Below are 13539 nucleotides of genomic sequence, written 5' to 3'. Positions count from 1 at the left end.
CAGCGGGCGTGACGGCGCGTCTGCCTACATTATGGGGCGATAGGAATGCCGAGCCGATTGAAGACGTCTTGTTGTAGTGGGGTTGGACTTGTGAGCATAGCGGCCGGGGCGTCCTGACCGATGCGAACGATGTTGCGTGTGAGCGTGGCGAGATCCTGCAACAGCGTTCGAAAGCTGTGCACGGGCCGGCCATCGTGGGTGTGCTTGCGATTAGCCTTGGTTCTGGCCGCGGCCGAGACTCTGGCCTTGGCGACGGGCGAGACGCGCGCGGCGTCGGCGGCCTCGCGGTCGTGATCGTCGAACAGGATCGGGGCCAGCGCGCGGCGCATGTGCCAGACGATGTAATAAGCGAGCATGCAGAGGAAGACGTGGGCGCGCACGCGGCCAGCGAGGCGATGGTGGATCGGGCGCACCTCCAGTTCGACGGTCTTGATGGTGCGGAAGGCGCGTTCGACCTGGGCCAGGCTCTTGTAGGCACGCACCGTGGCGGCGGTGTCGAGGTTCTCGGCCGGCACGTTGGTCCGTAGCACATAGAAGCCGTCGAGCGACGCTTCGTTGGCGATGGCATCCTCGATCCGACTGAAGTCGAACGAAGTGTCGGTGATGGCGAGGTGGAAGTGCTTGGCCATCTTACGCTTGCCCAGCACGGCGCCGACCTTCAGACCGATCTCATCCTCGCCGCGCAAGGGGTTGCGCTGACGCTGCACGGCGGCCTTGACGCGGGCGAGATCCTTCTCGGTCGCCGCCAGCAACTCGCCGCGCTTGCGCCGACGCTCGTCGGCCAGATCCGGGTTGCGGCACACGATCAGGCGCTCGCCGGGGAAGTCGGGGGACGTGATCTCGGCCATATCGCGATCGTCGAACAGCGACAATTGCAGCGGGCCGCCGTCCTCGGCGAGCTTGCGGATCGCCGGCGCCCGCAGAGCGGTGATCCAATCGAGCCCGGCCGGCATCAGATCGGCTTCGATACGGGCGCTGGTGATCATGCCGCGATCGCCGACCAGTACCACACGCGACAGCTTGAAGCGGGCCTTCAGTTTGTCGACTTGCGCGGCCAGCGTGCTCGGGTCGGCGGTGTTACCTTCGAACACCTCCACCGCCACCGGGCAGCCGTCGGCGGCGCACAGCAAGCCGAACACGATCTGCAGCTTGTCGGAACGACCGTCGCGGCTGTAACCATGCCGCGCCAATTCGCAATGTCGCCCCTCCAGATAGCTGGAGGTGAGATCGTAGAGCACCAGCGAGCCGTCATGCAGATGGCGCTTGGCGAGCGTCGCCTCGATCCCCGGTTGGGCCGTGCCGAGCAGGTCGAGCGCTTCGTAAAGCTCGTCCTCGTCGACGGCGCTGAGATCGAGCAGTTCGCCCAGCGAATGCGCCGCCGTCGCCTCGCTGAGCTGGCGCGCCGTGGCCAGCTTGGCGGCCGGTTCGATCACCCGTGCCACGATCAAGGCCAAAGCCAGCCTGGCCAACCGTCTGGGCTTGTCCGGGACAAGGCGATGCAGTCCGAGCTGGCGCGCCATGCCGAGCACCGCGGCCACGTGGCCGTGCGGCAGCGAGCGCTCGATCCGCAGTTGCTCGGCCGGCGAGACCAGCTCCTCGCCTTTCAGGACGCGGCGCAGCGCATCGATCTTCTCATCCGGCCAATGCGACAGGTTGGCCAGCGTGCGCGACTTGATCTTGTCGCCCTCGCGATAGCTCTCGCGCAACAGGATCGCGGGCGGTGAGTTGCGGTTGGGAATGCGGGCGACGAACATGCCGGAATCGAATCACGGAAACCTGCCATTCGCAAGCCAAAAATCATCATTTACATGCCTACAAAATCAGCCCGATCCAAACTTCTCAAATCCTCTCAACGCTCTAACAAAAATCCCGAGGGGAAGTTCGGTTTAGGGAATCGGATAGCCCTTCCAGACCCACTCCAGCGCCGACGGCAGCGTTTGCGCGATCGTCGGCCGATCGACATGCTTGGCGTTGCGCACGAACAGGAACTGATAGTGGTAGCCCTTCTCCGCCAGCACTTTCGCCATCAGCGCGTTCGACAAGGTCCAGTCGTGCATGCCGTCGGGAATGGTGGGATTTGGATAGAACAGATCCTGGTCGCCGCCGAAGAACCAGAAGCGGATCGGCCTGGCCGGTGAGCTCAGGATCAGCGGCACGCCGGGCGGCTCGGCCGGTGTGAGTACGCCCGCCTTCGCGATGAGGTTGGGAGTGGCCGGCCCCGGCCATGCGCTGTGATATTCCCACGCGCCGCCGCGCAGCGAAGGATCGTGCGGCCATTGCTGGTTGACCATGGTCGGCGAGAAGGCCAGCACGCGGTGATAGAGATCGGGATAGAACCATGCCATGGTGAAGGCTGCCACGCCGCTCGAGCTCAGCCCCATGGTCGCCCGCCCGTCGGGATTCCTGGTGAGCTTGACGTCGGCGTTCTTCTCGACCAGCGGTAGCACCTCGCGTTCGACGAACTGCGCATAGGTGCCCGACACAGCATCATATTCGCGCCCGCGCTGGCTGCCCTGCGCATCCTGTCCGCCATTGCCGATCTGGATCGCAATCATCGGCGGCACGCGGCGCTGCGCGATCAGATTGTCGAGCGTCGTGGCGAGATCCTTGTAGGCATTGGAGCCGCCGTCGCCGACCACGATGAACGGCGCCTCGGTGCCGCGGACATATTGCGCCGGCACGTAGACGTCGATGGCGCGCGACCAGACGCCGGGATGACTGGTGGTGACGATCATGTGCGACTTGTCGTCCGGCGCGGTGACGGTCGTCATGATCGAGGAGTTGGTGCAACCGGCGACGTCGTCGCGGATCAGGCCGGGATCATAGATCGTGCTGCCTTTCGACGAGAGCGTGAACGACTTCGTCGCCCCACGCGGCACGCCCTCTTTCGCGATGGTCTCCGGCGCGGGATTGTGAGTCGGACCGATGATGAAATTGCCCTCGGCGCCCTGGGGCGGCAGCATGCCGTCAGGCAGCTCGGTCGCGCGCGGATAATTGGGGTTCGAGGGATCGCGGGTCGGCGGCGACGTCTTGAAGTCGAGTCCCGTCGTGTCGATGAAGAAAGCAGCTGCCTTGTCAGTGGTGTTGGCGCCGGGCGGGACGGCCATGTTCTGGGTCACGCAGGCTGGCTGTGCCAGCGCGATCGAGGTGAAGGAGACGACGGAAATCAGCGACCCTGCGAGGACGCACAATGAATTGGCCATTTCAGCTCCCGGTACTGACGAGTCTTGCTGGCTCGCCTTGAGACAAAGTATGCCGGGCCGGCCGCGCGCGGTCAAACAACAGCAGGCCGTGTTGCAGCGATAGCCGCCATGCTCAAATCAGACAGAGATCGTTATTCCGCGCATGCCCTGGAATATTTATGGGCATGAGGCGGTTGCTGCCGCACCTCGCGCGACGTAGCTTGCGCACCGGTCGAACCGCGCAAAAGTCGCGGCCGATCGAAACGACAAGAACACTTTGGGAGGCAAACTATGAGAAAGCTCACGGCCGCGCTGTGTGCGTTGGCACTATCCGCACCGGCTGCGCAGGCGCAGACCGTCAAGGATTTCCTGGCGGCGGTCACCAAGAAATGGACCACGCCGTTCGAGCCGTTCCAGCTCATCGGCAACATCTACTATGTCGGCACCGACGGCATCGCCGTCTACGTGATCAAGACCTCGCAAGGCCTGATCCTGATGGATACGGCGCTTCCGGAGTCGATCGGCATGATCAAGGACAATATCGCAAAGCTCGGCTTCAAGGTCGCCGACATCAAGTACATCCTCAACACGCACGCGCATTTCGACCACACCGGCGGCTTCGCCGAAGTCAAGAAGGAAACCGGCGCACAGCTCGTGGCCGGCGAGCGCGACAAGCCGCTGCTCGAAGGCGGCTATTATCCAGGCGACGAGAAGAACGAGGACCTAGCCTTCCCGGCGGTCAAGGTCGACCGCGCCGTCAAGGAAGGCGACAAGGTCACGCTCGGCGACACCACGCTGACGGCGCACGCAACGCCCGGCCACTCGCCGGGTTGCACGAGCTGGGAGATGACCGTCAAGGACGGCAATCAGGACCGCCAGGTGCTGTTCTTCTGTAGCGGCACGGTGGCGCTGAACCGGCTGGTCGGGCAGCCGACCCATGCCGGCATCGTCGACGACTACCGCGCGACCTACGCCAAGGTGAAGGCGATGAAGATCGACGTGCTGCTCGGGCCGCATCCGGAGGTCTATGGCATGCAGGCCAAGCGCGCGCAGATGAAGGACGGCGCGCCGAATCCGTTCGTCAAGCCAGACGAGCTTGCAACCTACGCGACCGGCCTGTCGGAGGACTTTGACAAGCAGCTCGCCAAGCAGACGGCGGCGCTCGAGGAAAAATGACGGCCATCATACTCCTCTTGACCTCTCCCCAGCGGGGAGAGGTCAATCGGGTGCGCCGGCTGACCGCGAGACAATATGCTGCACCGTGCGGTCGGCGACGCGCATGGTTAGCGGCTCGTAGCTGCGGTGATTGCGGATAATTACGCCTCGGACGCCCACTTCTTCCGCCGCATATCCTTAACGCGTCCTCACCAATACACGCGGCCGGAAACTTCTGCGGTAGCGCGCAACCTGCGTGGCTTTCTTGCGCCGAGCCCGTCTAACCTGCCCTTTACCCAAGCGGTGCAAGATCGCCCGCGTTTTCAGGGTATCCGGGGCGCGTATTGCAATGCCTGTTGCCGATTTGAAGTCTTACCTCGCAGCCGCGATGCGGCTGTTTCGCGTGCCGGCTAACAATCCGGACCTGACGCGTGCGCAGTACGACGCCTTCTCCAAGCAGATCCCGCTGCTCTACTTCATCCTAATCAGCAACACGATCGCGGTCGCCTACACCTATGTGAACGTGGCGCCGGACTGGCTGACGATGATCGTACCCGCCGTGCTGTCGGTGCTCGCCGCCCTGCGCACCTTCTGGTGGCTGCGCCAACGCCATCTCGTGCGCAGCGACGCCGACATCCTGCGTAATTTGCGGGCCACCAACTGGATGACTTTGCCGATCGGCGCCGGCTTCACCGCCTGGTCCTTCGCGCTCTACCCTTACGGCGATCCGTTCGCCAAGAGCCAGGTCGCCTTCTACATGGCCGTGACCGTGATCGGCTGCATCTTCTCGCTGATGCATCTGCGCTCTGCGGCGCTGATCGTGACGCTGGTCGTCGACGTGCCCTATGTGCTGTTCTTCTTTGCCACGGGCGAGCCGACGCTGAAGGCGATCGCGGTCAACAATTCGCTGGTGTCAGCCGCGATGGTGACGGTGCTGTTCATCTATTATCGCGACTTCGCCGATCTCGTCGCCAGCCGCAAATCGCTGCTGTCGCAGCAGGCGGCGACGCAAGCGCTCTCGGACGAGAATTTCCGTCTCGCCAATCTCGACTCCCTCACCGAGCTGCCGAATCGCCGCCGCTTCTTCGCCGAGCTGTCCAGCGCCTTCGGCGATGCCGAGCGCCGCGGCATTCGCCTCGCGGTCGGGATCATCGACCTCGACGGCTTCAAGCCGATCAACGACAATTACGGCCACTCGGTCGGCGACCGCGTCCTGATCGAGGCCGGACGCCGCGTCCGCGAGGTCTGCGAGGGTTTTGGCCCGCACAGCGTCGAGTTCGCGCGGCTCGGCGGCGACGAATTCGGCCTCGTGGTGTGCGGCGATCCCGACGATGACGATCTGATGCGGCTCGGCCAGCGGATCGGGGACCAGATCAAGCTGCCCTATCAGCTCGACACCGCCCATACCGGACTATCGTGCTCGATCGGCTTTGCGCTATTCCCGCACTCCGCGACGACGGCGGAAGCGCTCTATGAATGCGCCGACTATTCGCTCTATCACGCCAAGCGCCATCTGCGCGGTCGCACCGTGATCTTCTCGAGTGAGCTCGAGGCCGAGATCCGCAGCCGGGGCGTCATCGAGAATCTCTTGCGCACGTCCGACTTCAGCGCCGAGATGGAGCTGGTATTCCAACCGATCGTCGACGCCGTGAGCGAGCACACCGCAGGCTTCGAGGCCCTTGCGCGCTGGCACAGCCCTCGCCTCGGCCAGGTCTCACCGGCGGATTTCATCCCCGCCGCCGAGCGCATCGGCCTGATCCGGCCGCTGACGCAGGCGCTGCTCGTGCGCGCGCTTGCGACTGCGAAGACCTGGCCCGACGACATCCGCCTGTCGTTCAATCTCTCCGCTCACGATGTCTGCGCGGCCGAGGGCATTTTACCGCTGATTTCCATCATAGAGAAGAGCGGGCTTCCGCCGCGCCGGATCGATTTCGAGATCACCGAGACCGCCGTCACCTTCGACTTCGTGCGCGCGCAGCAGTCGATCGCCGCGCTGAAGGCGATGGGTTGCGGTATTTCACTCGACGATTTCGGCACCGGCTATTCGTCGCTGAGCCACGTGCACCGGCTGCCGCTCGACAAGATCAAGGTCGACCGCAGCTTCGTCGCCGACATCAACGACAATCCGGTCAGCCACAAGATCGTCAAGTCGCTCACCGGCCTGTGCGACGACATGGAAATCGCCTGCGTCGTCGAGGGCGTCGAAACCCGCGCCCAGCTGGACGGCCTGCGCCGGCTCGGCTGCGACTTCATCCAGGGCTACTATTTCGCAAAGCCCATGCCGCGCGATGCCATCGCGGACTACCTTGCGAAGGAACGCAAGCGCCTGGACGACGGCGCGGCGCGCGCGGCCAAGGTTGTGGCCTGAGTCACACCGCGCAGTAACGCTCCTGGATGTCCTTGTCCGCGAGCAGCGCGTTGATCCGCGATCCCGTCCGATCTCGACGCGATCGTACGCGACGCCGTCCAGACCTTCCTGGATGGCGCGAAGACGACGATGCCGAAGCTGTTGGGGCGCGACTAGACGCCTATTTCGCCAGGCTCGGCAGGTCGAGTCCGTTGGCGCGGGCACATTCGACCGCGGTCTCGTAGCCCGCATCTGCATGACGCATGACGCCGCTGGCGGGATCGTTCCACAGCACGCGCTCGATCCGCCTCGCAGCTTCCGGCGTGCCGTCGGCGACGATGACCATGCCGGCATGCTGGGAATAGCCGATGCCGACGCCGCCGCCGTGGTGCAGCGAGACCCAGGTCGCGCCGCTGGCGCAGTTGAGCAGCGCATTGAGCAGAGGCCAGTCGGACACCGCGTCCGAACCATCTCGCATCGCCTCGGTCTCACGGTTCGGGCTCGCCACCGAGCCGCTGTCGAGATGGTCGCGGCCGATCACGACCGGCGCCTTGAGCTCGCCGCGCGCCACCATCTCGTTGAAGGCGAGACCGAGCCGGTGACGGTCGCCGAGGCCGACCCAGCAGATTCGCGCCGGCAGGCCCTGGAACTTGATCCGCGCCTTGGCCATGTCGAGCCAGTTGTGCAGATGCCTGTCGTTGGGCATCAGCTCCTTCACCTTGGCATCGGTCTTGAAGATGTCCTCGGGATCTCCGGACAGCGCCGCCCAGCGGAATGGCCCTACGCCGCGGCAGAACAGCGGACGGATATAGGCGGGCACGAAGCCGGGGAAATCGAAGGCATTCTTCAGGCCCATGTCCTTCGCCATCTGGCGAATGTTGTTGCCATAGTCGAGCGTGGGAATGCCCTGCGCGTGGAAATCCAGCATGGCTTGGACGTGGTCGACCATGGACGTCTTTGACGCGCGCTCAACCGCCTTCGGGTCGGAGGCGCGCTTCGCCTCCCATTCGGCGAGCGTCCAGCCTTTCGGCAAATAGCCGTTGATCGGATCGTGCGCGCTGGTCTGGTCGGTGACGATGTCGGGCCTGACGCCACGGCGCACCAGCTCGGGAAAGATCTCCGCCGCATTGCCGAGCAAACCGACCGACACCGGCTTCAGTGTCTTCGCCGCGTCCGCCATCATCGCGAGCGCTTCGTCGAGCGTCGCAGCCTGCCGATCGAGATAGCCGGTGCGCAGCCGCATCTCGATCCGGCTCGGCTGGCATTCGACCGCGAGCATGGAGGCGCCGGCCATGGTCGCGGCCAGCGGCTGCGCGCCGCCCATGCCGCCGAGGCCGGCGGTGAGAATCCATTTGCCGGCGAGGCTGCCGCCATAATGGCGGCGGCCGACCTCGACGAAGGTTTCGTAAGTGCCCTGCACGATGCCCTGGCTGCCGATGTAAATCCACGAGCCCGCAGTCATCTGACCGAACATCATCAGACCCAAGCGATCGAGCTCGTTGAAATGATCCAGCGTCGCCCAATGCGGCACCAGGTTCGAGTTCGCGATCAGCACGCGCGGTGCGTCCGCATGGGTACGGAACACCCCGACCGGCTTGCCGGACTGAACCAGCAACGTCTGGTCGCTCTCGAGCTTCCTCAAGGAAGCTACGATCCGGTCAAAGCTCTCCCAGTCGCGCGCGGCGCGGCCGATGCCGCCATAGACGACGAGCTCGCTCGGGCGCTCCGCGACATCGGGATCGAGATTGTTCATGAGCATGCGGAGCGGCGCTTCCGTCAGCCAGCTCTTGGCGCTGATGTCGCTACCGCGGGGGGCGCGGATGGTGCGGTCGTTGTCCAGACGGCGGTTCATGCGGAAGGCCTCTTCAAGCAAGTAGAGGAAATGGATCGGTCGGAAGCGCAGCGATCGCGATGGCCGGCAACGAGTCGGCTTCGACGAGCGTAGCTGCTCTGGCGAGATCGTCCGCCATGTAGCGGTCGGCACCGAGCGCGGGCACCTGTTCACGCAGGGCGGCAATGACGGCAACAAGCGGCTTGCTCGTCGCATGCGGCGCACGCAGCGTGATGCCTTGCGCCGCGACCAGAAGCTCGATGCCGAGGATTGCGGCGAGATTGTCGGCCATGTCGGAGAGCCGGCGGGCAGCGTGCGCAGCCATCGAGACGTGATCTTCCTGGTTGGCGCTGGTCGGCGTCGAATCGATCGAGCAGGCGAGCGCGCGCTGCTTGTTCTCGGCATAGAGCGCGGCCGCCGTCACCTCGGCGATCATGAAGCCCGAATTGAGGCCGGGATCGGGCGTGAGGAATGGCGGCAGCCCGAAGTTCAGCGCCGGATCGACCAGCGTCGCGATCCGCCGCTCGCTGATTGCACCGATCTCCGACAGCGCAAGCGCAATTGCGTCGGCGGCAAACGCGACCGGCTCGGCGTGGAAATTGCCGCCCGAGACGATCTCGCCGGTCTCGACCAGAACCAGCGGATTGTCGGTGACCGCATTGGCCTCGACGATCAGCGTGCGCGCCGCCTGCATGATCAGGTCGATCGCGGCGCCGGCGACCTGCGGCTGGCAGCGCAGGCAATAGGGATCCTGCACGCGCTCGTCGCCTTCCAGATGCGACTGCCTGATGTCGCTGCCATCGAGCAGCGCCATCAGTGTTGCCGCCGCGGCGATCTGCCCGGCATGGCCGCGCAGCGCTTGAATCTCGGGACGGAACGGCGCCGTCGACGCCATGGCGGCATCGACCGACAGGGCGCCCGTCACAAGCGCGGCGCAAGCGAGGCGAAACGCGCGCAGCACGCCGGAGATGGCGTAGGCAGTCGAGAACTGCGTGCCGTTGATCAGCGCGAGTCCTTCCTTGGGTCCGAGCGTCAGCGACGTGAGCCCTGCGGCGGCGAGCGCCTCTCCGCCAGGCACTGTCTTGCCGTCGACGATCGCCTGCCCTTCGCCGATCATGACGGCAGTCATGTGCGCGAGCGGCGCGAGATCGCCGGAGGCGCCGACCGAGCCCTGCTGCGGCACCAGCGGATAGACGCGCCGCGCCAGCATTGCCTGCAACTGCTCGATCACCTCGCGGCGCACGCCGGAGGCACCGCGCCCGAGCGAAACGATCTTCAGCGCCATCATCAGCCGCACGATCGGCTCGGGCGTTACTGGCCCGATGCCGCAGCAATGCGAGACGATGAGGTTGCGCTGAAGCAGCGCGGTCTGGTCGGGAGGAATGCGCTTTGAGGCGAGCTTTCCGAAGCCAGTGTTGATGCCGTAGACCGGTGCGTGGGCCTGCGCGGCCTTCGCGACGATCTCCGCGGCCGCCTCGACGCGCGGCCAGAACGAGGGATTAAGCACGACTGGAGCGCCTGCCAGCACACACGCGAGATCGTCGAGACTGACCGTACCCGGTTTGACGACGATCGGTGCGCCCTGCTCCGTCACTGTCCCCTCCATACCCGGCGGTGCAGCGGGTTGAAGCCGATGCGGTAGACCAGCTCGGCGGGGCGCTCGATATCCCAGATAGCGAGATCGCACCATTTGCCGGCTTCGAGCGTGCCCGTTTCATGGAGCACGCCAAGCGCTCGCGCGCCTTCACGGGTAACGCCGGCAAGGCATTCGGCGACCGTCATCCGGAACAGCGTCGCGCCCATGTTCATGGCGAGCAGTAGCGAGGTCAATGGCGAGCTGCCGGGATTGCTGTCGGTCGCGAGCGCCAAGTGGACGCCGTGCTTGCGGAAAGTCTCGACCGGCGGCTTCTGCGTCTCACGTATGAAATAGAAGGCTCCGGGCAGCAACACCGCCACGGTTCCGGCCTTCGCCATCGCAGCCGCGCCGGCCTCATCCGTTTGCTCGAGATGATCGGCCGACAGCGCGGAGAATTTTGCGGCGAGCGCAGCACCACCGAGATTCGACAACTGGTCGGCATGGAGCTTGACCGGCAACCCGAACCCTCTCGCTGCCTCAAAGACCCGCGCCGTCTGCTCGCCGGAAAACGCAATGCCTTCCATGAAGGCATCGACGGCATCGGCAAGGCCGGCCTTTGCAACTGCCGGCAGCATCTCCTCGCACACCAGGTCGATGTAGCGGTCCTTGTCACCGTCCGCTTCCGACGGCAGCGCATGCGCGCCGAGAAAGGAGGTACGGATCGCAACCGGCCGCAGGCGGCCGAGGCTGCGCGCAGCCGAGAGTTGCCGCATCTCGGTATCGGTATCGAGACCGTAGCCAGACTTGATCTCGACCGTCGTTGCGCCCTCGCCGATCAGCGCATCGAGCCGCGGCAGTGCGCTTGCAACCAGGTCAGCCTCGCTTGCTTTGCGCGTCGCGGCCACGGTCGAGACGATACCGCCGCCGGCGCGCGCGATCTCCTCGTAGCTTGCGCCCTTCAGGCGGAGCTCGAACTCATGCGCGCGGTTGCCGCCATAGACGAGATGGGTGTGGCAGTCGACGAGGCCCGGCGTGATCCAGCGTCCTTCGCAATCGATCCGCTTGATTGCATCTGCATCCGCACGGAAGTCCGCCTCCGCGCCCACAAAGACGATATGGCCGCCGCGCGCTGCGATCAGGCCCTGTTCGATCTCGCCGAGATCGGGGCTGTCGCCGCGCATCGTGGCGAGCTGGGCGTTATGCCAGATCCAGTCGAAGCGCTCTGCCATGCGGATGTCCCTTCGCGGATGTCCCTACGCCCTGGGATGCTTGACTTATATGTCTAGACATATAATCGTGTCGTCGTTCTGTCCAGCCGGCATGGAAACATGACACGACTGCATTTTGCCTCCGCGCTCTTGCCTTTCGGCTGGGCCAATGACGTGCAGGTGGTCATCACTGCCGGCGCGATCGCTGCGGTGACGCCCGATGTGGCGCCAGCCGCCGGCGACGAGCGCCACGGAATCGCACTTCCGGGATTGGCGAGCCTGCACAGTCACGCGTTCCAGCGCGGCATGGCGGGACTGGCCGAGCTGCGCGGCGACAGCACCGATACGTTCTGGACCTGGCGCGAGACGATGTATCGCTTTGCGCTCGCGATGACACCGGACGACGTCGCCGCCGTTGCGACGCTGCTTTATGTCGAGATGCTGGAGCAGGGATTTACCCGCGTCGGCGAATTTCACTATCTCCACCATGATCGCGACGGCTCGGCCTATGCCGACCTCGCCGAGATGGCCGCGCGTATTGCGCAGGCTTCCGAGGCATCCGGCATCGCCCTCACCTTGCTGCCGAGTTTTTATGCGCATGGCTCATTTGGAGGCGCGGCGCCGCATGCGGGACAGCGCCGCTTCATCTGCTCGGTCGACCGGTTCGCCGCGCTGATGGCTGCCTCGCGCAAGGCGATCGCACAATTGCCGGGCGCCGGTATCGGCATCGCGCCGCACAGTTTGCGCGCGGTGACGCCGGACGAACTCGCCGCGATCATCCCGCTCGCGGATGGCGGGCCGGTGCATATTCATGCGGCCGAACAGGTCAAGGAAGTTGAGGATTGCCTGGCGTGGTCGGGGCGGCGGCCGGTGCAATGGCTGCTGGAGCACGCGCCCGTTGATCAACGCTGGTGCCTCATTCACGCGACCCACACAACGAATGAGGAAGTAGTCGCATTCGCCGGGACCGGCGCGGTCGCCGGGCTCTGCCCCGTCACCGAAGCGAGCCTCGGCGACGGCATTTTTCCGGCCCGCGAATTTCTCGACGCAGGCGGACGGTTTGGCATCGGCACCGACTCCAACGTGCTGATCGGCGTCGCCGACGAACTGCGCCAACTCGAATATGGCCAACGGCTTAAGCATCGCGAGCGCAACGTGCTCTCCGGCGGCGCCGGCGCATCGACCGGCCGCGCGCTGTTCGATCATGCGCTCGCAGGCGGCGCCCAAGCCCTCGCGCAGGCGACGGCCGGCCTTACGCCAGGCGCACGCGCCGATATCGTCACGCTCGACACCACGCATCCCTCGCTGGCGGGACGCTCGGGCGACGCCGTCATCGACGGCTGGATCTTTGCGGCCGGCAGCGGCGCGATCGATTGCGTCTGGGCCGGCGGCAACAAGGTCGTCGAAGGTGGGCGGCACAGGTTGCGCCAGGCCGCGCGCGAACGTTTCAACGCATCGGTGCGGAGGCTTGTCGCATGAGCCTGGCTACCGACGCGGCCGACCAGCCGACGCTCTACAAGCGCATTCGCGCCGACATCGAAAAGCGCATACTGACCGGCGAATGGCCGCCGGGCCACCGCATTCCGTTCGAGCACGAATTGGTGGCGCGCTATGGTTGCTCGCGCATGACGGTGAACAAGGCGCTGTCGGAGCTCGCCCAGGCCGACCTGATCGAGCGGCGGCGACGCGCCGGATCCTTCGTGCGCCGGCCGCAGCATCTGTCGGCGGTACTCAAGATCGCCGACATCGGTGCCGAGATCATTGCGCTTGGCCGCAGCTATGGTTACGAGCTGATCCATCGCAAGCTGCGCGCGGCGACTGCCGCCGATCGCGCGCGTCTCGGGGTTAAGAAGGCCTGCAAGGTGATCGCGATCGCCTGCCGGCACAGCGCCGACAATGTGCCCTTTGCCGTCGAGGACAGGCTGATCGATCTGTCGTCCGTGCCGGAAGCCGCGACCGCGGATTTTGTGCGCGAACCACCCGGCTCGTGGCTGCTTCATCATGTCCCATGGACGGAGGCCGAGCATACGATCAGCGCCGTCGTTGCGGACGATCGCGCGGCGGAAGGGCTCGACATTGCCGTCGGCGCGCCCTGCCTCGTCATCGACCGCTATACCTGGCGCAGCGCGCGCACGATCACCGCCGTGCGACTGCTTTATCCCGGTGACTCTCACCGCCTTGTGGCCCGATTCAAGGGAGGTTGAGAGCTGAATGTCGGCACAATTCGTGCAACGGTTCGG

Annotated in this window: 9 protein-coding genes; 4 read left to right on the top strand and 5 right to left on the bottom strand. The window is 65.2% G+C overall.

The genetic code is table 11. The features are described from left to right. Nucleotides 1-29 precede the first annotated feature (29 nt). Nucleotides 30-1754 (bottom strand): IS1634 family transposase, encoded by a 1725-nt coding sequence (locus tag IVB18_RS14900; protein ID WP_247983724.1) that lies wholly within the window; start codon nucleotides 1752-1754, stop codon nucleotides 30-32. A gap of 132 nt (nucleotides 1755-1886) precedes the next feature. Beyond that, the gene (locus tag IVB18_RS14895; protein WP_247989801.1) at nucleotides 1887-3203 is read right to left on the bottom strand and encodes an alpha/beta hydrolase-fold protein; all 1317 of its coding nucleotides are present in this window, start codon (nucleotides 3201-3203) and stop codon (nucleotides 1887-1889) included. 270 nt (nucleotides 3204-3473) lie between these two features. Here IVB18_RS14895 and blaBJP point away from each other — a divergent pair, with 270 nt between their 5' ends. Continuing rightward, nucleotides 3474-4358, top strand: a complete 885-nt coding sequence (gene blaBJP, locus IVB18_RS14890) for a BJP family subclass B3 metallo-beta-lactamase (protein WP_247989800.1) — start codon at nucleotides 3474-3476, stop codon at nucleotides 4356-4358. A 328-nt stretch (nucleotides 4359-4686) separates the two neighbouring features. Next, nucleotides 4687-6705 carry an EAL domain-containing protein gene (locus IVB18_RS14885; protein ID WP_247989799.1) on the top strand — a complete coding sequence of 673 codons (2019 nt, stop codon included), beginning with the start codon at nucleotides 4687-4689 and terminating at the stop codon, nucleotides 6703-6705. A 160-nt stretch (nucleotides 6706-6865) separates the two neighbouring features. Here IVB18_RS14885 and hutU read toward each other — a convergent pair whose 3' ends face one another. Genes hutU through hutI form a run of 3 tightly spaced genes read right to left on the bottom strand, consistent with a single transcriptional unit; the run spans nucleotide 6866 to nucleotide 11320 of the window. Beyond that, entirely contained in the window at nucleotides 6866-8536 is a 1671-nt protein-coding gene (gene hutU / locus IVB18_RS14880) for a urocanate hydratase (protein WP_247989798.1), read from the bottom strand. A 13-nt stretch (nucleotides 8537-8549) separates the two neighbouring features. Further along, nucleotides 8550-10109, bottom strand: a complete 1560-nt coding sequence (hutH, locus tag IVB18_RS14875) for a histidine ammonia-lyase (protein WP_247989797.1) — start codon at nucleotides 10107-10109, stop codon at nucleotides 8550-8552. After that, complete coding sequence (hutI, locus tag IVB18_RS14870; protein ID WP_247989796.1) at nucleotides 10106-11320, bottom strand: imidazolonepropionase; 1215 nt, start codon at nucleotides 11318-11320, stop codon at nucleotides 10106-10108. Before hutI ends, hutH begins: the two co-directional genes overlap by 4 nt. Nucleotides 11321-11419: 99 nt before the next feature. Between hutI and IVB18_RS14865 the strand changes: the two genes are divergently transcribed. Both IVB18_RS14865 and hutC read left to right on the top strand, forming a co-directional pair. Continuing rightward, a complete protein-coding gene (locus tag IVB18_RS14865; protein ID WP_247989795.1) occupies nucleotides 11420-12778 on the top strand; it encodes a formimidoylglutamate deiminase in 1359 nt (452 codons plus the stop codon). Next, the gene (hutC, locus tag IVB18_RS14860) at nucleotides 12775-13503 is read left to right on the top strand and encodes a histidine utilization repressor (protein ID WP_247989794.1); all 729 of its coding nucleotides are present in this window, start codon (nucleotides 12775-12777) and stop codon (nucleotides 13501-13503) included. The genes IVB18_RS14865 and hutC overlap by 4 nt, the downstream gene beginning before the upstream one ends. The last annotated feature ends 36 nt before the right edge of the window (nucleotides 13504-13539 follow it).

The organism is Bradyrhizobium sp. 186 (genome assembly GCF_023101685.1).
Lineage (GTDB): Bacteria > Pseudomonadota > Alphaproteobacteria > Rhizobiales > Xanthobacteraceae > Bradyrhizobium.
The sequence above is the reverse complement of the archived record's forward strand: the minus strand, read 5'-3'. Positions and strand labels throughout refer to the sequence as shown.